This window comes from Cyanobacterium aponinum PCC 10605, from assembly GCF_000317675.1.
Taxonomy (GTDB): Bacteria; Cyanobacteriota; Cyanobacteriia; order Cyanobacteriales; family Cyanobacteriaceae; genus PCC-10605.
Map to the genome: position 1 here is coordinate 2,718,143 of NC_019776.1, position 26,464 is coordinate 2,744,606.

Sequence of the window (26,464 nt, forward strand, 5' to 3'; positions counted from 1 at the left end):
TAACCTTATCCTCTTTACAAATGCAAATCTTATGCAATAATAAAATCAATATATAATAAGTTTTATTAATTAGGAGAATAGCTAATGTCTGTTGTTCATTGGGATAAATCGGTTTTGAGTTTACATTTAAAAGAAATTATTGAAGATCATAATAGAGGCGATCGCACCGCTTTAGCAGGATTAGGAGCAATTTTAGTAGGCACAGTAGTAATTCCAGCCACAGCAAAAATGGCAAAACCTATCTTAAAGCAAATTATTAAGGGTGGTTTGTCCATTTCTCATAAATTAAAATAATCACTACTATTTTTGTTACAAAACTTAGTTAGATTGGAATTAAACAATACTTTAACTATAATTCATATCTCCTAAATATTTAGTAAGATAAGGAGAAAAAACTTCGTAAATTAGGGTTAAAGGCTTTCTAGCGTGCCAAAAAAGATAATGTCGCCCCCAAAATGCGCCTTTTTCCCCAAAACCTTCTTCTAAGGCTTGACTATGACCATAATAAATCCCCTGAATGTCTCGGTATAACTCAGTGTGTAGGCTAGATAAACTCTCCCAAATAGGTAAATTGCGATTTTGTAAATAATCATCTACCTGACTAGCTTCCCACCAAGAAGAGGCATAAGCTAATCTCTTACCACTAGCAGTTTTTAACCATACTTGCCTTCTGAGTCTAGGACCTGGTACTTTTTCTATATCAGCAGGTGCATTATCATGACTATTACCCACCAATGACATATCAATGATGTCAACTTTAATGGTTTCACTGGTTAAAAGTCTTAAGTGTCGAGTGGGTGAACCATCCCCCAATAAAAGTATCTGCCATGGGGGTGCAAGTTGACTATGAGGTAAACCTATCTTGACTAATTCCTCTCCTCCTTGCCAAATATTCTCCAATTTATGCCATGAGGTTACGATGTTTTCCGTTTTCAAAATCATGCCTCTTGTCTTTACAAAACTTAATATTATCTTAGCAATATGAGAGAGTGATGGCTATTTTTCGAGATACTTAACCTGAGTTCGGGATAAATTTTCATTTCTGAGTGAATACTGAATAGTTGATAATTACTCGTTACTCATTACTTTCTTCTAAAACCTGAAACCCTGTACGGGCAAATGGCCATTCGCCCCTACGTCTCCCTCTCCCCTCATCACCTCATCACCTCATCACCTCCGAGCTCCTAACCCCAAACTAAGGTTACTTAAATCAGGTGAACTCATCCTGACTTTTTTTGAGAGTCCTAGCTTAGACAAGTCAAAATAGGTAAACAATTTAACAAAAAATAACAATGATCGGTTAAGATGAAAAGGATATATGAATAATCATTACATTAAGTTAAATAATATTTATGTCTCTCCCCATTCGCAATGTTGCGATTATTGCCCACGTTGACCACGGCAAAACCACTTTAGTTGATGCTTTATTAAAACAATCTGGTATCTTCCGAGAAGGAGAAGAAATACCCACCTGCGTGATGGATTCCAATGATATTGAAAGAGAAAGAGGAATCACCATCTTATCTAAAAACACCGCAGTACGTTATAAAGATACTTTAATTAATATTGTTGATACCCCCGGCCACGCTGACTTTGGTGGTGAAGTAGAACGAGTTTTAGGAATGGTTGATGGCTGTATCTTGATTGTGGATGCCAATGAAGGACCTATGCCTCAAACCCGTTTTGTACTCAAAAAAGCCCTTGAAAAAGGTTTACGTCCTATTGTTGTTGTTAATAAGATCGATCGCCCCCGTGCTGAACCTGATACTGCTGTAGATAAAGTATTTGACTTATTTGTCGAACTAGGTGCAGATGATGATCAATGCGATTTTACCACCCTTTATGCCTCTGGTTTAGCAGGATTTGCCAAAGCGAACCTCGATGATGAGGAAGTGGATATGCAACCTCTATTTGAGGCAATTTTACACCATGTTCCACCCCCAGCAGGAGATCCCGAAAAGCCTTTACAATTACAAGTTACCACCCTCGACTATTCCGAATATTTAGGACGTATTGTCATTGGCAGAATCCATAATGGAACCATTGAAGCAGGACAACAAGCGGCTTTAATGAAAGAAGATGGTAGCATGGTTAAAGCCAGAATTAGCAAATTATTAGGCTTTGAAGGCTTACAAAGAGTTGAATTAGAAAAAGCTAGTGCAGGTTATATCGTAGCGGTTGCTGGTTTTTCTGATGCAAATATCGGTGAAACTATCACTTGCCCCAATGAACCTCAAGCCTTACCTTTAATTAAGGTGGATGAACCTACCTTAAGAATGACCTTCTCTGTTAATAACTCTCCTTTTGCAGGGCAAGAAGGTAAATTCGTTACTTCTCGTCAAATCAGAGACAGACTTACCCGTGAGTTAGAAACCAACGTAGCTTTAAGGGTAGAAGATGGTGAATCTGCAGAACAATTTATCGTCTCTGGACGTGGTGAGTTACATTTAGGTATCCTCATCGAAAATATGCGCCGTGAAGGTTTTGAGTTCCAAGTATCTCAGCCTCAAGTTATTTACCGTGAAGTCAATGGACAACCCTACGAACCCTTTGAATATCTCGTTTTAGACGTTCCAGAAGAGGCTCAGGGTAGCTGTATTGAGCGTTTAGGTCAAAGAAAAGCTGAAATGCAAGATATGCAGTCTGGTGGCAATGGACGTACTCAGATGGAATTTATTATTCCTGCACGGGGTTTAATTGGTTTCCGTGGTGAGTTCATTCGCATGACTAAGGGTGAAGGTATCATGAACCATAGTTTCCATGAATATCGTCCTTTAGTTGGTGAGTTAGAAACCCGTTACAACGGTGTTTTAATCGCTTTTGAAGAGGGTGTTTCTACTTTCTACGCTATGAAAAACGCTGAAGACAGAGGAGTATTCTTCATTCACCCCGGTACTAAAGTTTATAAGGGTATGATTATCGGAGAAAGTAACCGTGCCCAAGATGTAGAGTTAAACGTTTGTAAAACTAAGCAGTTAACTAACCATCGCTCTGCCACAGGGGATGAATTAGTGCAGTTGCAAACTCCTGTAGAAATGACTTTAGAAAGGGCGTTGGAATATATTGGACCTGATGAGTTAGTGGAGGTTACTCCTGAGTCTATTCGTTTACGCAAGTTACCTAGTAAGAAATTAGCTAAAAGATAAATCTCTGGATAATACAGGCAAGATGCCTGTTTCACTTTTATTTTTTATTGTGGGGTGGGCATTGCCCACCATTATTTGTTGCTCAACCTGAGTTTTGGATAAGCTGAAAGCGTTATTTTATTTTCTCCTAGTCAGAAAACCTTATAGCTTCTTAGAAATAACGATAAAATTGCCTTAACCCGAACTGACGTTAAAAATATATTCAGCCCCTACTTCCCCCTCTCACCCTCTCCCCTCATCACCCTAACACCTAACCTTATCGGATATTCTTAAATCGAACTGAGGTTACTCAGATTTGGGTAAATCAATACCTTGTTGTTGCAAAAACTGTTTTAATTTTTCTAATTCCAACTCGGCTGAATCTGCCCGTTGTTTTTCCATGTCCGCCCGTTGTTTTTCCGCATCTGCCTTTTGTTTTAATTCAATGGTGGTTAAAAACGGACTCTCATCGGGGTAATAGACTTTTAAATTTTCTTGGGTGAAGACAAATTTTATCCCCAATCTCGGACTAATCCAAGTATTAATATGATCGATGAGGGTTAATTTATCATTGATTCGTTGAAATCCAGTGAAGTCATGGCGATCAGGATCATAGATGTAATATTCTTCGACCCCATAACGTTCATAAAATTGCTGTTTTTTCAACATTTCTTTCATGGTGTTGCTGGGTGAGATGATTTCAAATACCACTTGAGGGGCGATATTATCTTCTTCCCATTGACGATAAGAACCTCTATCACCTTTAGCTCTACCAAATACTACCATAACATCGGGGGCAACCCGAATATCAGGTTTTCCCTGTTGGGGATACCAGAGTAAATCACCGGCGACAAATACATTAGAGTTGTTAGCAAATAAACATTCCAAATTTTCTTTCAAAAATACAATCCAGCGAAATTGTTTTGTATTGTCTGCCATCGGTTGCCCATCGCTTTCGGGATAAATGATTTGATGTTCTACGGAGAGAGTCATAATAGACAATCTATATATAATTGTTAAAGGGGATATTCTATATTTAATTTTAACTCCCAATTCTGAACTCAACTTTATGATTAATAGCCAAACAAAAAATAATCCTCTGTTTATTTCTTTAATACCCAATTTAATGGGAGGGGAAGGGCATATTATCCCCTATCATCAGTCAATTACTAAGGCGATGAATATTTTGGGGTGGCACCATGAAGTTATTTATTCAACGGAGGATAATTTACCTTCTTTACCTTCTCATTGGCAGGGTTGTGTTAAGGGTAATCAACTAGAAGAAAAAGCTAATATTTTTCAAACTATTAAGGATGTAGATTTATTTGCTAAAACTATCAAAATTTTTCTGGAACAAAGGCTAATTTCTAATAGTAATCAACCGATAATTATTTTTGTTGAAAGGTTTATTCATTTACAATTATTTTCTTTATTATTAGCTATTAATAATTTGCCAAAGGATAATTTATATATTTGGGTTTTATATCGTCATAATTTTCATCAGCATAAAACTAAAGGCATATATAAACTATTAAATAAACTTCTCAAAAAGTCTGTAAAAAAAGACCATTTCCATCTTTTTAGTGACAGCGAGTTATTGGCTAATTCTATGGAGAAGTATTTTAATGAAAGTTTTACGGTAATGCCTATTCCTCATACAGAATTTGTGGATAAAAATAGGGATCTTGAAAATAATTCTATCATTTGTTGGTGGGCAGGTCCTCCTCGTGAAGAGAAAGGATGGCAAGTAATTAGAAGTTTGGCAGACTATCCGATAAAAAATGGCGATAATTTCGTTTTAGTTACAGCAAAAAGTGCTGATTTAATCTCTATTAATGGGGGAGTAAAAGTTATTACTACTGATGATAATTTGTCTCGTCTCGATTATATTCATTGGTTGCAAAAAACTGATATTATGTTGATACCCTATGATGCGATCGCATATCAAGAGAGAACATCAGGTGTTTTCACTGAGGCAGTTATGGCGGGAAATATTCCTTTAACAACTACGAATACTTGGATGGCAAGGGAATTGTTAAAATTTGGTTTAGATAATTTAATAATTAGTTGGGAAAATCCTGAATCTGTGTGGCAACATATAGAAAAAGTTTTTCATTGTCAGGAAACGAGATGCAAGTTAAAAAAAATGCAGGAAAGCTATCGCAATATTCATAATATCCACAATTTCGCCCATCAGTTTCTTATTAGTCTTGCTTAGTAAAAACTGTATTTATGCTAAGAAAAATTAATAGGAATAACTTTATTATTTTTAATGGTTTTAAAGCGGTAAATTAGTTGTTTTTGCTCACTATTATCCCCAGTGATAGTAATAATGGTATCTTCATTTAAAGGTGCGATCGCTCTTATATTATGTTGAAAATGGGATAAACCTAGTAAGTTTCCCTCTAAATTTAATAAAGCAACATTTCCCGAAGTACTAGCACAAATAAAGCCGGTGGTCATGGGATAATAAAAATCTGGGTAAAAATGAAGGGGAATGCGCTTAACAGAAAAGGGATAAAACTTAAGCAAAATTAAATTATTTGTTTTTCTTTCTCCTGCCAATAAAGTCTTAGAATGTCGGGAATGATAAACGATTCTTCTTAATGGTAAAAATACGGTATAAGTATCATACCAAACTCCTCGACGGTTAAATAATCTAAAATAAGTTCGGTTTTTATCAATATCATTTTGAGTATAAATAACAATTCCATGACAGGAATCAAGAATAATAATTTCTGAGGGAATAAAATCAGTAATTAAAGGAGTAATCGGGGATAAATCTTGTGTTTTGATTATTTGAAAGCCCTGCTCATTACCCTCAGTTTTCGTCACCGCAAACCAACGACAATTACTATCTATTCCATAATGAAAATAATCACTTTTTATATGAATTAAACTTCTTTTTTTATCTTGACATAAATGGAGTTTATATACATCTCTTTCTTTGCTATCTTTGGTAACAACAACACAGCCATTATTAATGATTTTTAAATCAATAATATTCTCAGGAAAAAGATAGTTATTTTTAAAGCAAAAATTAATTTTTTGATGATGAAAATTAAATGTTTTAACCGTTACTTTTTTTGCACTGGTTTGATATAATAAGTTGCCTTGAGTTTTTAAACAAATAATGTCTTCTTTATCATTTAGTTCTTCTTGTATTAATTCTAAATAAAGGGGCTTTTTTCTAATTTCTTCATAGAAACCAACATCTTTATTTTCTAAATCTAAAACACATTGTAAAATTTGTGCTTTCATTTCTGAGGCGGTGCGAAAACGATGTTGTGGTAATTTTTGTAAGGCTTCTCTTAAAATTAAACGCAAATTGGGAGATAAATTTTTAGGAAATTTGGGTTGTCTGTTTAAATGGGCAAACATTATTTCTGAAGGAGTGCCAGAAAAAGGACGAACTCCTGTAATTAACTCATATAAGATAATACCCACAGAATAAATATCAGACCCATAAGAATATTTACCGTAAAATTGCTCTGGTGCCATATAGGCAGGAGAACCAGTATCACCCATATTACTAATGTTTGCGATCGCATCTTCAACCTCAATTTTAGCGATACCAAAATCGGAAATTTTAGCTTTCCATCCCTGAGAAGTAACGGAGAGTAAAATATTTTCTGGCTTTAAATCTCGATGGATGATTCCCTCTTTGTGAGCATGACTTAAACCTTCTAATATATCGATAATGATTTTTAGCTTATATTCAATATTCACCCTATTATTATTTGCAGCGAGTAAATCTCTTAAAGTGCCTCCATCGCAATATTCTGTGACTAAATATCTTTTGTCCTGATAATGCTCTACTCCATAACAACGAATAATGTTAGGATGATCTAAACTTAGTAAAATGCGAATCTCTCTTAAGAATTTTTTTGTCGAGAATTTAAAAGGATTTAATTCTTTCAGTGCCACTAATTCTCCTGTTTGACGATGTATAGCGGCATAGACTTTCCCAAATTGTCCTTCTCCTGCCAAACCAACTATTCTGTAGTGTGAATTTTGCACGGATTTTATCTCACAACGAACCGACGTAAATTTTGAGTTTATCATGTAATAATGACATTATGTATCTTACAATACATAGAGATTTGTAAACTGTGTTTATTACAAGTCATAGAAAGTTATAATTTTAATTTACACCGCAATTATATTTTTGAAACATTTATTTATGGTCGCCATATTCCCAGAAAATAAACATAGAATGCCCCTAACACCGATTTTTAACCCCCAAGGGGACGATCGCATCGAAAACAGAACTATTTGGTTCGGTAACACTACAAACTTGATGCAACTTAATGATGTACGCTATTCATGGGCGATTGGACTTTATCAACAGATGCGGGAAAATTTTTGGATTCCCCAGAAACTAGATATTACACAAGATGTCACAGATTACTGGAATTTGACTAATGATGAACGTCGTGCCTTTGAGGGGATTTTATCATATTTAACCTTCTTAGACTCTGTTCAAACCTGCAATATCCCCCACTTAAAAAGTTCCATTACTGCCCCTGAAATCAGCTTATGTATGGCAGAACAAATTTCTCAAGAGGGGATGCACAATCACGCTTATCAATACATGATTGAAACCATTATTCCCAGTGAAAAGAGAGATAAGGTATATGATTTTTGGCGTACAGATAAAGTATTAGCAGGTAGGTGTGAATTTATTGCTCGGATGTATCAAAAATACATTGATAATCCCACTGAGGAGAATTATTTTATTGCCTTGTTAGCTGATTATTTATTAGAGAGTCTCTATTTCTATAACGGCTTTATTTACTTTTATAATCTCGCCGCAAGAATGTTGATGCCCGGGAGTGCAGATATATTCAAAATGATTAATCGTGATGAATTATCCCACGTTAGACTATATCAAAGATTGATCCCTGAAGCGATGCGATCGTTTCCACATTCTCTTGATCAAATTTATGAAATGTTTGATACTGCGGTACAGCATGAATGTCGTTGGACTAATCACATTGTAGGGGATAATATCCTAGGAATAACCCAATCAAGCACAGAACGCTATACAAAATATCTAGCAAATATTAGACTAAGAGCGATCGGACTTGATCCTCTCTATACAGATCCTGAGTATAGCAAAAGTCCTTACACCCATTTAGAAAAATTCTCAGACACGAAAAAAGATGGTAATACTAAAGCTAATTTCTTTGAGTCTAGTGTTACTAGCTATGTGATGTCTTCTGGAGTTGCTGGTTGGGAAGAAATTTAATTAGATAAGGGCTTAGGGTGCTAGGTTTAGGAGCTTTTAATTCTTAATCTTTAATTATAAACTATTTACCTTGCCTTCCCCCCTCGAGAGGGGGGATGAAGGGGGGTTTGCCCTTTGCCCTTTGCTATGATGCCAAAGCATTAAACTTCAAACATAGCACGAGAAATTAAACTTTTAGCAATGGATTGAGTGCCTGTGTGTTCAAAATAATTAGTGGACATATCAAGAAAGGCGGCCACATAGTCAAATTGATCCTCAGAAAATTCAATAAAATTATGAAGACTGCTTAAGAGTTTATCTCTGGTTAGGCTATGATTGGCGACAAATCCTGTCATCCAACCTTTTACCGCCGAAAAGCTATCGTGAATAAATTGTAATTGTCCTGCGGGATTATCTCCCGGAATTAAACGACTAACTTGAGAAAAAGAGGAATTATTACTCAATTCTTTTCCTGAAAGATTATTCAAGGTTGACTCGATTTGCAGGATAAAATCTCCTCCAAAGGGAATTAAACCATCAAAACAAACTAACCCTCCCATACGAATTAGGGCTTCTTTTTCGTATTCTCCTAATGCTTTGACAAAGTCACTAATGCTATCTCCGGGTAAACCGTTAATCTGACAAAATGCCACCACTTCCACCACTAATTTAATGGCTAAATCGATGGCTTGGGCTTTTTCGTTATTGGGGGTGAGACGGTTAAGGAAACCTAGTAACTTGATTTTTTCTCCTACTTTATTGGCTAATGCCGCCGCCCCTAAAGCGTAATCGGTTTTATCTACGGTTTGATATAGCCAAAGGGCGTTTTGATACCCTTGAGTCTTATCGTTAAATAACCAGACAGCGCGATCGCCTATTTTTTGGATCATTTCTTCATCGTTTTCCCCTGTTACCTGACGAATCATTTCTTCAAAATTCGTAATATTTTCCCATTGTCCGGGGATGAATTTATCCAGACTTTTTAGAGCTAAAGTCGTAATATTATTTTGGGGTAATTCGTTAACTAATTCGTAAATTGCTTTGCTCATGATATTTTTTTTTGAATATTAAAAAATGCTGTTTTTTGTTTATTTTTGTTGAGCTAAATTGGCTAAATCAAATTTATTTAACCATTCTTTTCTTTCTTCTGCGGTAAAATTAGGATCACTGGATCTGATACTTACTTGATAGCGATCGCCTACTAAAACAGCAGTGTTATTAGACCCCTTTTCCACAGTGGGAAAGCCCTTAATTGTTTCTGTGGCATTGGCAAAATCGTTTTTAGCAGTGGGATTGCTGATGGTATCAAAAATAGCTAAGGTAGCAACATCTTGCCCTTGAAATTTTAATTTTGCTTGAACAAAACCTGTTTTTTCTTGAGTGAAAACCCGTTCATAATCACCACTACTAACAGGAAAAAATTGATTAAAACTAGCCCCTTTAACAGCATCTTTACTCACCGCCGTGTTTTTATTTCCTGCGGCAATACTATCTTGTTGTGCTTGTTCAAAACGAGAAGGAGGTTGAGGAGAACAAGCAGTTAATGTTAATAGAAAAAGTAAAGAAACAGAAACTATTAAATGAGATATTTTTTTCTTAAACATTGGCTCAGTTAAATTTATCTTGATAGCAATATTATATTGAGATTTTTCAGAAAATTTTAGGTAAATAAAAAATATAGATAAGCTAGGAGTGCATTTTTGTTTACTGGCGATGATAAGTAGAGCCAATTAAATAAAAGAAAGTTTGTAGTTACCCCTTTAGAGGTTTTAAACGTTCTTGAAATAATGAAACCGAGCCCTTACTACTAACCGAGCCTATCTTACGTTTAATTAAAACCATATGGTTATTGAGTTATATAATTGATATTGTAGCTTTAAATTTTGAGGTCTTTATGATAAAAAAATTATGGAAAATGGTGTTGAGCATTCTTTGTGTTTCTCTAATTTGGTTTAGTGGTGGGAATAAGATACTTCATGCGGATACCCTTCCCAATGATTTGGGAAAAGCAGTGACAGAAATTGAAAATTTGGATGAAATGCGATCGCATCTTGCTAGTTTTTTGGAATCAACCCCAGACAAACCAACTCCAGATACTTTTAAACAAGTGTGTAAACCAGTGGGTATGAAGATGAAACAACTGGGGGAAGAAAATGGTTGGCAAACAAAGCAAATAGCGAAAAAATATCGTAATCCTAACCATGCTCCCCAAAATTTACAGGAAGTCATGGCATTAGCCAAATTTGAACAAGACGAAAATCTAAAAGGATTTTGGCAACCAGAAATTGTAGATGGAGTCAAAGGCACAAAATATTATCGCCGTATTAACGTAGAATCAAGTTGTTTAGCTTGTCATGGCTTAAAAAATGAGCGTCCTAGCTTTGTTCAACAAAAATATCCTCAAGATTTAGCCTATAATTTCCATGTGGGAGATTTAAGAGGTATGTATTCGGTATTTATTCCCGAAGATGCTATCGAGGCTTTAAAAGACAACTAACATCTTTAAGGGTACAATAATTTATGTTTGCTTTTGGAGAGATTATTGCATGAGTAACCCTGATTCTATTGTTGTAAAAGTACCTGCAACCACCGCTAATTTAGGGGCAGGTTTTGACTGTATTGGGGCGGCACTAGAATTTTATAATGAGTTTGCATTTAGTTTGAGTCAAGATGATACAACCTTTACCGTTGAAGGGGAAGGGGCAGATAAAATTACTTTAGATGAAAATAACCTTTTATATCAGTCTTTTCTTTACTATTATCAACAACTTAATTTAACTCCTCCTAAAGTTAACATTTCTATTAAAATCAATGTACCCTTAGCCAGAGGTTTGGGAAGTTCTGCAACAGCTATTATTGCGGGGTTATTAGGGGCAAATCACTTTTCTTCTAATTCATTAACCCAAACAGAATTACTAGAAATGGCGATCGCACTAGAAGGACATCCCGATAACGTTGTACCTGCCCTCCTCGGTAATTGTATTTTATCTGTAGGAGAAAAAGGAAATTGGCATTTTGTCCCTATTAATTGTCATGAAAAGATCAAATTTATAGTTGCTATTCCCGACTTTGAATTATCTACCGAATCCGCTAGAAAAGTTTTACCCCCTCATTTAACTTATAGTGAAGCTGTTTATAACATAGCCCATTTAGGCTTGTTAATTAAAGCCTTAGAGACAGGAAACGAAGATTGGTTGAGAGAAGCATTAGAAGACAAACTTCATCAACCCTATCGTAAAAGTTTAATCAAAGGCTATGACGAGATTTATCAAGCCGTTGTCAAAGGTGGGGGATATGGTATGGTAATTAGTGGGGCGGGGCCTACTTTACTGGCTCTTACCAGTGAGCAACATCAAGAAACTGTTACTCAGGCTATGGCACAAACTTGGGCTAGTTTAGGTGTAAATGCGATCGTCAAATGCCTTAATCTGAACACTCAGGGAGCAATTAGTGAATAGTTAATAGTTAATAGTTAATAGTTAACTGACAATTTTATATTGAACTCAGGTTAAAAAATATCATCGAGAGATTGAGGAATAAACTCATTATTAGAAACAAATAAATGAGCAAAATTTTTCCGATAAAAACAAGTTTCGCATTTTGAATGATGAGGAAAATCTATATTATTATTTCGATAATTTTGATAATATTTTTCTAAATTAACTAAGAGGTTTTTTAATTCTTTTTCTGTACTAGAATGTTTTTTCTGATCATAATTAATAGTTAAATTTTGGAGCTTATCAGACTGTTTAACAAACCAATAAGTAAAGGAAATTTGTTCAGGTAAGTAATTACTATTTTCTGCTAAAATATATAAATATAGTTTTGTTTGCCAATTATGTAATATTCTATTATTGTTTTCTGGTAATGGATAAGTTTTCCAGTCAAAAATAATAGCTTTATTATCATAAAAAACTAACAAATCATAAATAACAGTGAATAGATATTTATCTAGTTGATAATTAATTTGATATTCTGCTTCTCTTAGCTTTATCTTAGGATTACTCCAAATATCTTCTGTTGCCTCGATTAATGTTTTTGCACTTCTAATTAAATCAGGATTTTCATCTTTTAATAATTCTATATTTACTCCTAATTGATATTGTTGCATTAGATAATGAAATTTTTTTCCCCAAACAGTTTTTTCTTCATTGCTAAGATTAGGAATCGACGTATATTTTTCTATATAAACTTTTTGAAATTGGGGAGGACAAGTTTGCAGTAAATTGAGTTGACTTTGAGATAATTTCCAATATTTATTCATTTTTATCGGATGCAAATAAAAGATAACTTTGGAATTTTCTATAGTTTACTCTCTATCAGCACTAGCTGTATTCACGAAGTGGTGATGTGCAATCTCAGCTTCCCTGAAGTGCGCTTGCGATCGCAATTCCTTGAGTTATGATACGATGTTCTTGAATCTGAATTCGTTGATGTAAAGTCTCAGGGGTGTCATTGGGTAAAATTGGTACGGCGGCTTGAACTAAAATAGGGCCACTATCCACCTCTAAATCCACTAAATGTACAGTACAACCAGTTATTTTCACCTGTGCTTCTAATGCTTGTTCAATGGCGTTAATCCCTTTGAAACTAGGTAAGAGACTAGGATGAATATTAATCACTCTCTGAGGAAAAGCCTTTAACAATTCTTCTGTAACAATTCTCATCCAACCTGCCATGATTACCCATTCCACATCACGGGCTTTAAATTCTTCTACTATTGCCCTATCTAAGGCTTTACGGTTGGAAAAATCCCGATGATTCAATAAAAGTGAAGGAATTTGATACTTTTGAGCTCTATTTTTTACCGTAGCTTCAGGATTGTTATAAATCAACAATTCAATTTTAGCATTTAATTCTCCCTCATCAATAGAACGCGCGATCGCTTCAAAATTACTGCCACTACCCGAAGCCATAACCCCTAATTTAAGGGTTTTATCTAACTTGATGGACTGGGGATAAGGAGAAATAATAAAAGAGGAAGAAGAATGATCCATAATTTAACCTTTAATAAACATAAACATAATATTATACATCTATTTTTTCATAATTATCATTTTTAAATAAATATTATAATTTCTTTCCATCATCATAATAAAAGATATAATTTTCTAGGAGTTCAAAATCAATAAAAATAAGTAACAAAAAGTGAAAAAAAATAATTTAATCAGTGTTTTAATTATGGGTTTTATTGCCAGTCAATTAATACCCTTCTCTGATTCTATTAAAGCCGAAACTGTATCAGAGAAAAAACCATTGTTGTTAGTTCAAGAAACACAAACAGGGCTAACAGAAGACACTTTAACTCAAATTATGACAGAAATAGAACAAGCGGAAGCAGAAGAAAATATTGCAGGTATTTTAGAATATCTTGCTCCCTATGTTATTACTTCTATCACAGTGGAAATAGATAATCAAAAAATTACTACTTTCGTAGAAGGAAAAGACGATCATGAGGGCTTTTTAAACGATAGTTTCAAAAAAGTGAAAGGGAAAAAAATAATTTCTTCTTATACCACCACAAAAATTAATGATAGTGGAGAAATGGCATTGTTAACCAGAGTAAGAGCCAGAGAAGTTGATACAGAAACAGGAAATCGTTACCTATCCTTAAGCACCGATAAAATTCGTTTTGCCATGATAGATAATGAACCAAAAATTATCAACATAGAAAGTTCTGGATGGTTAGAACCTATTTCTGATCAAGCTCAATTTTAAATCAATAAATAATATTAAATAACCATGAAAAATTTGTCAAAATACAGTTTAAAAAATCAGCTAATTACCTTCAGTATTTGTGCCACCAGTTTTGCTTCTTTTGGTACTATAAATATCAAACCTGCACAGGCTAGTTTTGGTGATTTTATGTTAGGAGTAGGTGCAGGAGTTGGTACAAGTGTAATTATTAACAATAACCGTCGTGCCAATGAAGACAGGTATCGCCCCGTACCACCTGAGCAAGAGTATTTTCGAGGACGCAGTGACGGTATTAACGGTTTAAGATATGATAATCCAAGAAATTCCCCTGATTATGATCGAGGTTTTCAAGAAGGTTTAAGAATTAGACAAGGAAAAAGATAATGGCTCTCTTACTTTGGAGATGATAAATTATCCCAAAAAAAAAGGTGTCAGGTTGCAGGTGTGAGGGTGTTGGGGGGATGAGGTGATGAGGTGATGAGGGAGAAGTAGGGGCGAATGGCCATTCGCCCGTACAGGGTTGCAGGTTGCAGGTGTTGGAGAAAGTAATAAGTAACGAGTAATGAGTAATGAGTGTTCAGAGTTATTAATTATTAATTATTAATTATTAATTATTCACTATTCACTATTTACCTTTGCCCTTTGACCTTTTCGCCATCACTCATAGATAAAAATTTATGCCGAACTCAGGTTATATATTAAAGTTTCCAATTTTCACTCCCTAAAACATAAAATCTTTAGATTATTTCTCTAATGAAAGATAACTTTAAATTTTTTGAATTGTGGAATAAAATACCCCAATGGTTGAAAATATTTTTTCTATTTCCTCTTCTTTTTCTTAACGGTTTTTTACTGTTTGTTCTTATTGATTATCTACAGCCTTTAGTTAGTTTTTTAATTATTGCTAGTATTATTGCTTTTTTACTAGAATTAGTCATTAAATTATTAATCAAACAAGGTGTAAATCGCTCGATCGCTATTACAATCGTTTTGTTATCTGCCTTAATATTCCTCATTGTTAATAGTTTTATCTTAATTCCTCTTTTAATTCAACAGCTAAATGAGCTAATTATCAACTCTCCCACTTGGATAAAACAGGCTAATCAATATTTAATATCTCTTTCTGATTTACCCATATTTGAAAAGTTTTCCATTAATTTAGACGGTATTATTCAAGAAATAACAAATAAAATATCTTCTATTCTTAAGACTTTAGGAACTCAAACTCTCAATATTGTTGTAACTACAATTAATAGCGTTTTTGACGTTTTATTTATTGTTATTTTTACCATATTTTTATTGATAGGAGGGGATAAATTTTGGCAGGGTTTATATAGTTTTTTCCCTGAACCTTGGAATGTGAAAATTCCCCGTTATTTTCGTCAGACTTTTAAAGATTACTTTTTTAGCCGTTTAATTTTAGTGGGCATTGCTAGTGTGGTTCGTCTTGTCGTCTTTATATTATTAGGTGTACCTTCGGCTTTATTATTTGCTTTTGGTATTGGTATTGCTAGTTTAGTACCTCTTTTAGGAGGATTTTTGACTATATTATGTACTCTAATTATTGTTTTTAAGAGTGGTAAATTAGCTTTATTTTTCTTTGTCTCAGCTACTATTATTGACCAAGTTACCGATAATGTAGTTGCACCTCGTTTAATGGGAGAGTTAATTGGTTTAAATCCTATTTGGTTGATTATTTCTTTATTTCTCGGGGCAAAAATAGGTGGTTTGTTAGGCATATTTTTAGCTGTACCTGTAGCTAGTGTCATCAAAAAAATTATTGACGATTTAAGACCACCAAAAATGATTCTTGATGAGTCTTCTCTTAAGTTATCAGCTAATTTGGATGATGATGATGAGCTTTAGAGCTATTTATAGAAACTAATAGTTGATATTTGTAAAAGTAAATTTCTCTGTATTAACTAATGAATAATAATCAGAAATTAAGCAAATTTACTGAGGATTACTAGGACAAAAATGTATCTGAGAAAACTAAATATAGAATTAAGTTAAACGAATTGTAAAATTAATATACTAATTTAATATTTTTTTTATAATTAATGCCAAATACTTAATATAAATTAACATTTAAAAATGTCTAAAATTAAGTAATATCAACGATCATAGTTACAACCAAAAGATTTACAATATGAAATGTCTGATGCAAATATTCATTTATTCATTTATTAAATTTGAGGTGGAATCATGAAGTTTTGTTTAAAATGTAAAAATACTGGTAGGATTCTTGAACAAAGATTGTCTGACTACGTTAACTCTTTTGATTATTATCCTGTACCTTGCCCCGACTGTCAAGTGAATCAAGGAACAAAAAACGGTAGAGATTCTTCGCCCTCAACCTTCTCATTAGCCAGATAAATAGGGGAATAACAACGCTCTACCTTTTACTTTAAATCATTTAACTATATTATACGATAAAGCAGGATCTTAACAAAAAAAGGTCTTTGCTTTCTCATTGGTTAGTATTATTCAAGTTTGGTTCTAATAGCGGAATTGCTGCATCTTCCAAAAGGCGAATAATAGCTGAACTATCTTCCTTTCCATCGGAGAAAATATTATCGATCGCATTTTCTAAACTATCTGCCATAACAATTTTATTTTGATAAACTACAATCACCCTTGCTAAAGTTGGTACGCTATTTTTATCCGCTTCTAAATAAACAGGCTCAACATATAATAATGATTGTTCGATGGGTATAATTAACAGGTGTCCTTGAACAGCTTTTGAACCCTGACGATTCCATAAAGATATTTGACCAGAAATGACAGGATCTTGATTTATCAAGGCTTCTACCTGATCAGGTCCATAAATCAATTTTTGTTTTGGAAATTGGTATAGTAAAAGTTTACCATAGTTTTCTCCGTCAGAACGAGCCGCTAACCACGCAATTAAATTGGCACGGGAAATAGGGGTATAAGGATGAAGAAGAATAAACTCTTCTTGTTTGCCGATGGGCAGTTTCATAATTAGATAGTAAGGTTGCATGGACAATATTTCATTGCCATAAATTTCTTCGGGTACTTGCCATTGGTCTTCTCTGTTATAGAATACTTGAGGATCTATCATATGATAGGTTAAAAGTCTTTCTGATTGGGTATTAAACAAGTCAGTGGGATAACGAATATGTTGTTTAATAGTTGGTGGCATTGCCGAAAGAGGTTTGAATAATTCGGGAAATATTTTTTGCCATACTTGAATAATTCTATCTGTGGAATCACTCACATAAAAATGGGTATTGCCATTTTCCGCATTAATCAAGACTTTTACTGAATTGCGAATATAGTTGAATTGGTTTTCTCCACCGTCAGAATAGGGATAATGGTCAGATATGGTATAACCGTCTATAAGCCAATGTAGGGAATTTTTATCTTCAGGGTTTGTTTGTGCTATTACTAGGTATGGATCTCGATCATAATATAAAAAAGGTGCGATCGCACCTAGTCTTTCTGTGATATTACGGCGAAAAAGAATGCGAGTATCAGGGGTAAAATTGGGAGTTAACAACATCCGCCAATCCCGAAGATAGACAGAAAAAATAAACTTGCGCCAAAAAGAATCAATTTTAATTCCCCCATCGCCAGTATAGGTATGATAAACATTATCTTCCCCACTAGGAAAATCAAATTCAGGCACTTTCGTATCTACCATGACGTAGTTTTTTGTTACCTCCCCGTAATAAATACGAGGGCGGGAAAAGGGGATACTCTCTCTAATTCTTGCTGAAGAAGTATTTAATTCCCCCGGATCCTGAGCCGTACCAATATCTTTGATAAAATAATAAGGTAGTCCTCCCTGTGCCACTCTATTAACAGGAGACATGGTAAATCCATAGCCATGAGTATAAACTAAATGTTGATTTACCCATGTTTGTGCTTGATTCGGCAATAGTTGGGAGTCTAACTCTCTAGGAGCGAGAATAACTTGAGTATTTTCGTTAATATCACTATTAATACTACTCTTTAACTGATAGCGGTCAATATCCGCATCCGCAAACACATAGTAAGGACGAATCTGTTGCAATTGACGATTAGCTTGTAAAATAGGGCGGGTATCCCAAAGACGAATATTATCAATAGTAAGGTGATTTTTTTTGATGTCTTCGGCGGTTAAATTCCCCTCAGGATTAAACGTTTTTACTTCTATTTCATCTAAATTAAAAGCAGATCTTGTGGCTTTAATGTTATTAATTATATAGGGAGTTTCTAGCGCTAATTCGTTGGGTTGGACAATGGTATTTTGCACCATCACAGCCAATAAAATTCCGAAAGAATATAAGACGAAATAACCAATAAAAGGTAAAGTCGAAAAAGGTAAAGAATATTTTTTTTCTGCTTGTAAATGAGGATGATTTCTTTTTCCTGAACCAGTAAAAGACTTAGTTAATAACCAAATGCCCATTAATAAAGCATAAGCTGTAGCAATAGTTTCTCTTGGCAAATTAATGTGAATATCTGTATAACCCGCACCATAAACAACTCCATCGGGAGAAAGTAAGAGTAAATAACGATTTAGCCAGTGAATTCCCCCTAAGATAATCATTAAACCGCCACCTAAACCATATAAATGCCTTAATTGATAGCGAGAAAAACCTTCAAATTTTCCCTCAGAAATACTTTTATTAGATAGTAAATAAGTTAAGGTAACAGTGCAAATTGTAAAAATAAATAAACTCTGTAACCACAGTGCGAGAATCTGAAGAGCAGGAATTTTAAATAAATAAAAACTCAAATCAATATTAAATATAGGATCGGTTTTTCCTAGATTTATACTATAAAAATAATGAAGAAATCTTGACCAATAATCACCAATAATTAAGCTAGTTATGATACTAAAATAAATACAGATAAATTTAAAACATTGTCTGGGTTTAAATATTAAAAATAAAGTAACAAGTATTGTTAAAATAATCTGCCATATTCTCAGAGGTAAATTATTAGCAATATCGGTAAAAATAGCTAATTGTAAAGGTAGTGAAGAAGGAGATCTTAAATTTGGTAATAATAAACTAGCCCCAGAAATTTGAGTGAAAAACTTTGTATAATAGAATAAAGTTAAGCTAATTAGACCAGAAAAACTGATTACTATTGGTAATAATAAACGTAATTTTAAGGGAGGAGATTGAGGAGTTAATTTATCTTTTCCTTTAGCAAAAAATTGTTCTTGTTGCTTTCTTTGCCTAGATGCGATCGCTAAATTAAACCATAAAAAAGAAGTGGAAATAATAAAAGCAAGACCCCCAATAGTAAACTTACTTAGAAATTGAGTAAAAAAAGTTTGCGGATAGCCCAACTCTTCAAACCAAAGAACATTAACAGTAAAATAACTAATTAATAAAAGAATAATCCAAATTATTAATAGACTAAATACTGCAAAAAATAAGATATTAAAAGGGGACTTAATCGTTTTCATCAAAGGTTATTCAAAAAATATAATAAAATTTGAATTAGGTAGTTTACTGAAAAAAATAATTACAATTTAATTTAAATTTCAGAGTTAATAATAAAATTTTAGCTCTAGTGATATTATTCAAAGGACATTGATATAGAAAAAATGTTAGAAGAAAATCAAAAACTGATATTTACTTGGGATGAATTTTGGCAATATTGTCAGAAAGTAACCGAAAAAATCATACAAGAAAACCAAGAATATTCTCAAATTATCTCTATTTTAAGAGGAGGTTTTTATTTAGGAGATTATCTTTCCCGAAGGTTAAATATCCCCTTATCGGCTATTGTAGCGAAAAGTTATTCTGAACAGAATCAACAAGGAAATTTATTATTAGGACAACTATCTTGTATTGAGCCTCCCACCAACAGAGTTTTATTAGTAGATGACTTATTAGATACGGGAGTAACAATGATAGCGGTGAAAAAAGCCCTAGAAAATCAATGGCAAGTCAAGGTGGATACGGCAGTTATTTGGCAAAAATCCCACAGTCAATGTCAGGCAGATTACTTTTGTGAGATAACACCTGCTTCGGTTTGGATAGTTCAACCTTTTGACTAATAAACTTTTTGCAGTGGGGCAAAGTTCAAAGGGCAATGGTAATTAGTAATTAGTAATTAATACAAGGCAATAGGCAAGAGGCAAACCCCCCTTTATCCCCCCTCGAGAGGGGGGAGGGCAACAATGTTTAATTAATTTTCCCCTCATCCCCCTGAAACCTGTAACCTGCAACCTGAAACCTGAAGCCTGAAACCTGACACTTTATCTCCCTAACACCCCAATCCCCAAAACCTAGTCCCCAAAATGAACTAGAGAGATGAAATTACTTCTTTTAAGGCAGATAGTGCAGTATAAACATCCCTTTCGGAAACAAAGCCTAAATGCCCAATACGGAAGATTTTACCCTTTAAGTGATCTTGTCCACCCGCTAAAGCAATATCAAATCTTTTTCTCATGGCGCTACGAATTGCTTCTGCGTCGTGGTTATCTGGTGCGACAGCAGTAATTGCTAAAGCCGCATCGTTATCACTGGCAAATAAAGGTAATCCTAAAGCCTTAACTCCCTCACGGGTAATTTGAGTAAGATATTTATGACGGGCAAAAATATTTTCTAAACCTTCCTCTTTCATCATCTCTAAAGCGGCTTTTAAGCCATACATGAGATTAATAGGGGGGGTGAAAGGTGAGCTATCTTTGGCATTGGCTTTTTTGTATGCTCCTAAATCTAAATAAAATTTAGGTAAATTTGAGGTTTCATAGGCTTTCCATGCTTTTTCACTCACTGCAACAAAGCCCATACCGGGAGGAATCATGAAACCTTTTTGAGAACCAGAGGCAACTACATCTAAGCCCCATTCATCCACAGGTACATTTACAGCTCCTAAACTGGTAACAGCATCGACAATGATTAAGGCTTCTCCGTGGGCTTTAACGTATTTGTTAATGGTTTCTAAGTCGTTTAAAACACCTGTGGAAGTTTCAGAGTGAGTAACGATTACTGCTTTAATTTTTTTCTCTGTATCGGCTTCCAATTTTGCCTTGAAATCATCGGGATTTAAGCCCTTGCCCCATTCGGCGGTAATTTCTTCTACATCTAAACCAAAGGCTTTTGCTACTTTACCCCAACGTTCACCAAATTTACCATTATTTCCGACTAAAACGCGATCGCCTTTACTCAAGAAATTAATAATACCAGCTTCCATCGCTCCAGTACCAGAAGCACAAAGGGTACAAACTTCGTTTTTAGTTTGATGTAGCCACTTCAAATTTTCATTCAATTCCGCAATGATTTTGCTAAAATCCCCGCTACGATGCCCTATTGGGTGCTGTGCCATGGCTAATAATACCCTCTCAGGCACGGGAGTAGGACCTGGAATCATTAACATTAATTTATCTTGCATTAACTTTTTCCCTTATTGTATTTAGGTTAATTGTATAGATTAATTTTTAACAAAAAACATGATTGATTACTAATTCCTAATTCCTAATTAAACCTAATTCCTAATTAAACTAACTAGCAATATATTCCTCAATAACCTCTTTCCGTTTACGCAATTTGGTTAAGGCTTCTCTTTCAATTTGTCTAACTCTTTCTCTGGAAATATTGAGGATAGTACCAATTTTTGACAAGGTCAAAGGTTTTCCATCATCTAACCCATAACGAAGTCTGATGACATCTTGTTGTTGTTGAGTCAAATCGGACATCATACGACGCAAATCAAACTGAAGACAAGAGTAGTCAGTAAAATCTTCGGGAGATTGCCCTTTATCTTCTAATAACTCTCCTAATTCAGTATCGTTATTGTCTCCTACTTTTAAATCTAAGGAGAGGGGTTGACGGGCTTTACCTAAGTAATCTCTCACTTGCTCTGTAGTTAACTCTAAGGCTTCGGATAATTCAGCAATGGTTGCTGGACGACCTTTTTCCTCAGACAATTTTCTTTGAGTTTGACGGATTTTATTTAATTTTTCTGTAATATGTAAGGGTAAACGAATTGCTCTGCTTTTTTCTGCGATCGCACGAGTAATAGCTTGACGAATCCACCAGTAAGCATAAGTAGAGAAACGATAACCTTTTTTGGGATCGAATTTTTCTACCCCTCTTTGCATACCAATAGTACCTTCTTGAATTAAATCGAGTAGGTCTAAATTATGTTTAAGATACTTTTTCGCAATAGAAACTACAAGACGAAGATTCGCTTCAACCATTTTACGTTTGGCTTTTTCTCCTCGACTAATTTTTATATCGAGATTTTTTTCAGAGATTTTTGCCGCTTCTGCCCACTCTTTTTTAGAAGGTTCTCTTTCCAACTTTTTCTTCAAAGTTTCTCGTTTTTTTTCTAACGCAACTAACTCTTGAATTTGTTTGGCTAAAACAATTTCTTCCTCTTTAGTTAAAAGGGGAATTCTGCCTATTTCCTTGAGATATACTCTAATGGTATCAATATTTTTAGGTAGTGCTTGCATAATTGTTCTATTTTTTTTTATATATTTCAGTTAATAATATTTCCGAGAATTAAAATTATACAAAATAAAGTGCAAAAGTCAGCAATTTTTTTAGGTTTTATGCTGAACAATAGTTCAAATACAATGAGTCAACCTTGTCTTATCTGTTTTTCTTACGGCATAATAGAAAAGTTGACCCTATATCATCATAAAGCATAGATTTAATTTTTGTAAAATTTTTTTTTGACTATTTCTCCCTTTGTTGATTTAATTAAGGTTTGGGCTTTCTTTGCAAATGTGATTAATTATACTAAAAATCTTCAACAAAGAATAATTAACTTCATTTCGGCTTAAGAATATCGGATAAGTTTAAGTATCAGGGTGTTTGGGGGATGAGGGAGACAAGGTGTCAGGTTTCAGGTTTCAGGTTGCAGGTGTTGGAGAAAGTAATGAGTAATGAGTAATGAGTAATGAGTGTTCTGAGTTATTAATTATTCACTATTCACTATTCACTAATTGCCCTTTGGTGTAACGATGAGAGTAATTAAATTATTGATTAAACGCTCTTGCTCTAAAGGAATGACTTTTTTTGCCTGTAGTTTTTCTTGAGTTAAAACATAGTGTAAGATGCTATTGACAAAAATATGTGCGATCGCTTCTGGGTCATCTAAGGTTAAATCTGGACTATTTTGTAGATAGTTAGTAAGTTGATTGATGGCAGGTTTAGCAAGGTTTTTAAAACATAATTGAGCAACTTCTGGGTAGTTTTTTACTTCCGTAACAATGAGGTGAATAAAATCTAAATAAAGAGGATCACTAACTTCTTTTATGATGGTTTCTGCTAGGTTTTTTAATACTAATTGTGGTTTTCCTTCTAAGGGCTTTTCCCAGACTAACTTAAATTTACGGGAAGCCATGTCACTAACTAAGGCATAAAATAATCCTTCTTTATCTCCAAAATGACTATATAAAGTTTGTTTTGAAACTCCAGATGATTTAGCTATTTTATCCATGGTCGTACCTGCATAACCATAAGATAAAAACTGTGATAATGCACCCTGCAAAATTTTTTCCGCTTTTTCTTCCATTCTTTTCTTTTTCTTCTTAAAGTTCTTGATTTTCTTGACAATATTTTTGTCTTGACAAGATTAGACTAGACCGTCTAGTATGATAACAGGGTAGAAAAACCATTTTTATTTATACATTCATTAAATCATAAAAGGGAATATGGGGGAAGCTAAAATTTCAATAATGGAAAAATATGGCAAATCCATTACGATAATTGCAACGGCATTTGGGGTAATAATGATGGTTGGTCTAGGTCTTTATGTGGTTAGTCAAAGAAAGCCGAATGTTTCCTCAGAAAATGAGATTAGCCAACCTGTTCCTATTACTTCCATCGGTGGTTTAGGTAGAATAGAACCCCGAACAGAGGTTATCAATGTTTCCCCTAGTCCTAGTTTGGCAGGGGCAAGGGTCAAAACTCTTTTAGTGAAAGAAGGAGATTGGCTAAAAAAGGGTGATATTATTGCCTATACTTCCGATTATGATTTGAAAAAAGCAGAATTAGAACGAGCAAAAAAAGAGTTAACTGTTGCCCAAGAAAATCTTAATATCGTTAAAGCTGGAGCAAAGGAAGGTTCAATCAATGCTCAAAAAGCTATTGTTTCTCAACTTCAAGCTGAATTACAAGGTGCGATCGCAACTGATCGAGCTAAAATCAATCGTTTACAAGCCCAATTAGCTTCTGAAAGGGAGGAAAGACAAGCTACCATAGACCGATTACAAGCAGAAAAAAATAACGCTCAAGCCCAATTAAATAGATATGAACAATTAGCAAAAGAGGGGGTAATTTCTGCATCCGAATTAGATGATCGTCAATTAACCCTTGAGACAGCCGATAAACGTTATCAAGAAGCCTTAGCTATTTATCGAAAAACCATTAGCACCCTATCGGAGGAAATTAACGAGGCTCAAGCCCTTGCCACTCAAAGAGTTAATACCCTAAATAAACAGATAGCCTCTGCCCAAGCTACTTTAAATGAAATTTCGGAAATTCGCCCTGTGGATGTAGCACAAGCTCAAGCACAAGTAGAGAGTGCGATCGCACTGGTTAATCAAGCAGAAGTCGATTTAGATTTGACTATCATTAAAGCCCCCATAGATGGGGAAATAATCGATATAAATGCTTATCCGGGAGAAAATATCAGTAGTGACCAAGGGATAGTAGAAATAGGCAATACTCAGGAGATGATAGTTGTCGCAGAAATTTATGAGAGCGATATTAGCAAAGTAAAGTTAGGGCAAGAAACCCAGATAAGGAGTGAGAATAATAGCTTTGATGGTATAATTACGGGCAAAATTACGGAAATAAGCTCTAAAATAGGTAAAAAAGACGTTTTAGAAACCGATCCAGCCGCCAGCGTTGATGCCAGGGTAGTAGAGGTAAAAATTGCGATTAATCCAGAAGATAATAATAAGATAAAAAACCTAATTTATTCCCAAGTCATTGTGAATATTCTCTTATAAATAAAAACTGTACTTAATTAATATAATAACTGACAATTATCAAAATTTTTATTTCTTATTTCCTTACCATTATTAATAATTTTAGATAAAAAATTAATTATGAAAACTCCCCTTGCATGGCTACAATTAAGTAAAGAAAAAATCCGCCTTTTAATTGCGATCGCAGGTATTAGTTTTGCTGATATTTTGATGTTTATGCAGTTAGGATTTAAGACAGCTTTGTTAAATAGTGCAGTAAGAATTCATGAAAATATAAAAGGAGATATATTTTTAATTAGCCCTCAATCTGATGCTTTAATTGGGATGAAAAGTTTTTCTAGTCGCCGTTTATATGAGGCTTTAGCTGTTAAAGAAGTTGAATCAATTAACCCTTTATATATAGGTTTCACTACTTGGAAAAATCCTCTTAATCAAAAAACTAGACAGATAATGATTATGGGATTTAACCCCAAGGAACCAATTTTTAACTTATCAGGAGTACAAAAAAACTTAGATAAATTAAAACAACCAGATCAGGTATTATTTGATACAGATTCTCGTCCAGAATTTGGACCTATTCCTGAGCTTTTTCAAGAAGGAAAAACAGTTAAAACGGAAATAAGTAATCGTCAAATTGAAGTAGCTGGTTTATTCACTATTGGTGCAACTTTTGGTGCAGATGGAAATATCATCACTAGCGATTTAAACTTTTTAAGAATATTTGCCCAAAGAGATAAAGGTTTAATTGATGTAGGGGTAATTAACCTTGAAGAAGATGCCAATACAGAGGCTGTAATAAAAACTCTCAAAAACAAACTCAGTAGCGGAGATGTTTTAGTTTTATCCAGAGATGAATTTGTTAACTATGAGCGTAGTTACTGGGAAAATACTACTGCCGTGGGTTTTGTTTTCACCCTTGGCACGGTAATGGGGTTAATTGTGGGAACGGTAATTGTATATCAAATACTTTACACAGATGTTGCGGATCATTTGCCCGAATATGCCACTCTCAAAGCCATGGGATACACCAACAATTATCTGTTAGTGTTGGTTTTTCAACAGGCAATTATTCTCGCTTGTATTGGATTTTTACCCGGCTTAGGATTTTCTGCCTTTCTTTACTCTGTTACCGCTAAAGCTACGGGCTTACCGATTTTTTTAAGTAAGTCTTTAATTATTTCTGTTTTTCTGTTAACTTTGTTTATGTGTGGCTTCTCAGGTGCGATCGCAGTTAATAAATTAAAATCTGCTGATCCTGCTGATATTTTTTAAGCTCTAATTTTTAATTATACTCGGGAAGGGGCAACGGGGAAGGGCAAACCCCCCTTTATCCCCCAGGGCTGTTTCATTTTCGAGAAAGAAAAAAGAGCGGGGGATAAGGGGAGAGGGAGATGGGGGGATTTTTGACTTGCAGATTTTAAGTAAGAATAAAAAATCTTGAAACAATCAATTAATCATAATAAATTATCAAAACTCATTACTCATTACTCGTTA

General features: G+C 34.3%; 24 protein-coding genes. 13 read left to right on the forward strand and 11 right to left on the reverse strand.

Annotated features, from left to right (window positions below; all coding sequences use genetic code 11):
• Window positions 1-84: 84 nt before the first annotated feature.
• A complete protein-coding gene (locus CYAN10605_RS11380; protein ID WP_015220089.1) occupies window positions 85-294 on the forward strand; it encodes a hypothetical protein in 210 nt (69 codons plus the stop codon).
• Between the two features lie 51 nt (window positions 295-345).
• Here the strand turns inward: CYAN10605_RS11380 and CYAN10605_RS11385 are convergent, their stop codons facing one another.
• Window positions 346-942, reverse strand: a complete 597-nt coding sequence (locus CYAN10605_RS11385; RefSeq protein ID WP_015220090.1) for a chorismate lyase — start codon at window positions 940-942, stop codon at window positions 346-348.
• A gap of 410 nt (window positions 943-1,352) precedes the next feature.
• Between CYAN10605_RS11385 and typA the strand changes: the two genes are divergently transcribed.
• Complete coding sequence (typA, locus tag CYAN10605_RS11390; protein WP_015220091.1) at window positions 1,353-3,146, forward strand: translational GTPase TypA; 1,794 nt, start codon at window positions 1,353-1,355, stop codon at window positions 3,144-3,146.
• 285 nt (window positions 3,147-3,431) lie between these two features.
• Here the strand turns inward: typA and CYAN10605_RS11395 are convergent, their stop codons facing one another.
• Window positions 3,432-4,118, reverse strand: a complete 687-nt coding sequence (locus CYAN10605_RS11395; RefSeq protein WP_015220092.1) for a Uma2 family endonuclease — start codon at window positions 4,116-4,118, stop codon at window positions 3,432-3,434.
• Window positions 4,119-4,194: 76 nt separating this feature from the next.
• On the opposite strand from CYAN10605_RS11395, the gene CYAN10605_RS11400 reads away from it, so the two are divergent.
• Entirely contained in the window at window positions 4,195-5,343 is a 1,149-nt protein-coding gene (locus CYAN10605_RS11400) for a glycosyltransferase (RefSeq protein ID WP_015220093.1), read from the forward strand.
• 17 nt (window positions 5,344-5,360) lie between these two features.
• Here CYAN10605_RS11400 and CYAN10605_RS11405 read toward each other — a convergent pair whose 3' ends face one another.
• Entirely contained in the window at window positions 5,361-7,145 is a 1,785-nt protein-coding gene (locus CYAN10605_RS11405) for a serine/threonine-protein kinase (RefSeq protein ID WP_150108951.1), read from the reverse strand.
• A 196-nt stretch (window positions 7,146-7,341) separates the two neighbouring features.
• Here CYAN10605_RS11405 and CYAN10605_RS11410 point away from each other — a divergent pair, with 196 nt between their 5' ends.
• Window positions 7,342-8,376 (forward strand): ribonucleotide-diphosphate reductase subunit beta, encoded by a 1,035-nt coding sequence (locus tag CYAN10605_RS11410; RefSeq protein WP_199295581.1) that lies wholly within the window; start codon window positions 7,342-7,344, stop codon window positions 8,374-8,376.
• A gap of 140 nt (window positions 8,377-8,516) precedes the next feature.
• Here the strand turns inward: CYAN10605_RS11410 and CYAN10605_RS11415 are convergent, their stop codons facing one another.
• Window positions 8,517-9,404: a hypothetical protein gene (locus CYAN10605_RS11415; protein ID WP_015220096.1), complete on the reverse strand. Its 888-nt coding sequence runs from the start codon at window positions 9,402-9,404 to the stop codon at window positions 8,517-8,519.
• A gap of 39 nt (window positions 9,405-9,443) precedes the next feature.
• Window positions 9,444-9,959, reverse strand: a complete 516-nt coding sequence (locus CYAN10605_RS11420) for a hypothetical protein (protein ID WP_015220097.1) — start codon at window positions 9,957-9,959, stop codon at window positions 9,444-9,446.
• Between the two features lie 290 nt (window positions 9,960-10,249).
• On the opposite strand from CYAN10605_RS11420, the gene CYAN10605_RS11425 reads away from it, so the two are divergent.
• Together CYAN10605_RS11425 and thrB are read left to right on the forward strand one after the other, a co-directional pair.
• Entirely contained in the window at window positions 10,250-10,852 is a 603-nt protein-coding gene (locus CYAN10605_RS11425) for a Tll0287-like domain-containing protein (protein ID WP_041922842.1), read from the forward strand.
• Between the two features lie 49 nt (window positions 10,853-10,901).
• A complete protein-coding gene (thrB, locus tag CYAN10605_RS11430) occupies window positions 10,902-11,813 on the forward strand; it encodes a homoserine kinase (protein ID WP_015220099.1) in 912 nt (303 codons plus the stop codon).
• A 50-nt stretch (window positions 11,814-11,863) separates the two neighbouring features.
• Here the strand turns inward: thrB and CYAN10605_RS11435 are convergent, their stop codons facing one another.
• Together CYAN10605_RS11435 and purN are read right to left on the reverse strand one after the other, a co-directional pair.
• Window positions 11,864-12,619 (reverse strand): PD-(D/E)XK nuclease family protein, encoded by a 756-nt coding sequence (locus CYAN10605_RS11435; RefSeq protein ID WP_015220100.1) that lies wholly within the window; start codon window positions 12,617-12,619, stop codon window positions 11,864-11,866.
• Window positions 12,620-12,713: 94 nt separating this feature from the next.
• Complete coding sequence (gene purN, locus CYAN10605_RS11440) at window positions 12,714-13,352, reverse strand: phosphoribosylglycinamide formyltransferase (RefSeq protein WP_015220101.1); 639 nt, start codon at window positions 13,350-13,352, stop codon at window positions 12,714-12,716.
• A gap of 151 nt (window positions 13,353-13,503) precedes the next feature.
• Between purN and CYAN10605_RS11445 the strand changes: the two genes are divergently transcribed.
• The 4 genes from CYAN10605_RS11445 to CYAN10605_RS18875 all read left to right on the forward strand — a co-directional run bounded on the left by CYAN10605_RS11445 (window position 13,504) and on the right by CYAN10605_RS18875 (window position 16,428).
• Window positions 13,504-14,073, forward strand: coding sequence for a hypothetical protein (locus CYAN10605_RS11445; RefSeq protein WP_015220102.1), 570 nt, complete (start codon window positions 13,504-13,506; stop codon window positions 14,071-14,073).
• 24 nt (window positions 14,074-14,097) lie between these two features.
• A complete protein-coding gene (locus tag CYAN10605_RS11450) occupies window positions 14,098-14,436 on the forward strand; it encodes a hypothetical protein (protein WP_015220103.1) in 339 nt (112 codons plus the stop codon).
• A 369-nt stretch (window positions 14,437-14,805) separates the two neighbouring features.
• On the forward strand, window positions 14,806-15,918 hold the full coding sequence (locus CYAN10605_RS11455) for an AI-2E family transporter (RefSeq protein ID WP_015220104.1): 1,113 nt from the start codon (window positions 14,806-14,808) through the stop codon (window positions 15,916-15,918).
• A gap of 339 nt (window positions 15,919-16,257) precedes the next feature.
• On the forward strand, window positions 16,258-16,428 hold the full coding sequence (locus CYAN10605_RS18875) for a hypothetical protein (RefSeq protein WP_015220105.1): 171 nt from the start codon (window positions 16,258-16,260) through the stop codon (window positions 16,426-16,428).
• Between the two features lie 94 nt (window positions 16,429-16,522).
• On the opposite strand, the gene CYAN10605_RS11460 is transcribed toward CYAN10605_RS18875, so the two are convergent.
• Window positions 16,523-19,480, reverse strand: coding sequence for a UPF0182 family protein (locus CYAN10605_RS11460; RefSeq protein ID WP_015220106.1), 2,958 nt, complete (start codon window positions 19,478-19,480; stop codon window positions 16,523-16,525).
• 141 nt (window positions 19,481-19,621) lie between these two features.
• Here CYAN10605_RS11460 and CYAN10605_RS11465 point away from each other — a divergent pair, with 141 nt between their 5' ends.
• Complete coding sequence (locus CYAN10605_RS11465; RefSeq protein WP_015220107.1) at window positions 19,622-20,077, forward strand: phosphoribosyltransferase; 456 nt, start codon at window positions 19,622-19,624, stop codon at window positions 20,075-20,077.
• A 248-nt stretch (window positions 20,078-20,325) separates the two neighbouring features.
• Here the strand turns inward: CYAN10605_RS11465 and CYAN10605_RS11470 are convergent, their stop codons facing one another.
• The 3 genes from CYAN10605_RS11470 to CYAN10605_RS11480 form a co-directional block, all read right to left on the reverse strand.
• On the reverse strand, window positions 20,326-21,417 hold the full coding sequence (locus CYAN10605_RS11470; protein WP_015220108.1) for a pyridoxal-phosphate-dependent aminotransferase family protein: 1,092 nt from the start codon (window positions 21,415-21,417) through the stop codon (window positions 20,326-20,328).
• A 109-nt stretch (window positions 21,418-21,526) separates the two neighbouring features.
• Window positions 21,527-22,483: an RNA polymerase sigma factor, RpoD/SigA family gene (locus CYAN10605_RS11475; RefSeq protein WP_015220109.1), complete on the reverse strand. Its 957-nt coding sequence runs from the start codon at window positions 22,481-22,483 to the stop codon at window positions 21,527-21,529.
• A 491-nt stretch (window positions 22,484-22,974) separates the two neighbouring features.
• Window positions 22,975-23,550: a TetR/AcrR family transcriptional regulator gene (locus tag CYAN10605_RS11480; RefSeq protein ID WP_015220110.1), complete on the reverse strand. Its 576-nt coding sequence runs from the start codon at window positions 23,548-23,550 to the stop codon at window positions 22,975-22,977.
• Window positions 23,551-23,713: 163 nt separating this feature from the next.
• Here CYAN10605_RS11480 and CYAN10605_RS11485 point away from each other — a divergent pair, with 163 nt between their 5' ends.
• Window positions 23,714-24,991, forward strand: a complete 1,278-nt coding sequence (locus tag CYAN10605_RS11485; protein WP_150109001.1) for an HlyD family efflux transporter periplasmic adaptor subunit — start codon at window positions 23,714-23,716, stop codon at window positions 24,989-24,991.
• A gap of 99 nt (window positions 24,992-25,090) precedes the next feature.
• The gene (gene devC / locus CYAN10605_RS11490; RefSeq protein WP_015220112.1) at window positions 25,091-26,242 is read left to right on the forward strand and encodes an ABC transporter permease DevC; all 1,152 of its coding nucleotides are present in this window, start codon (window positions 25,091-25,093) and stop codon (window positions 26,240-26,242) included.
• Window positions 26,243-26,464 lie beyond the last annotated feature (222 nt).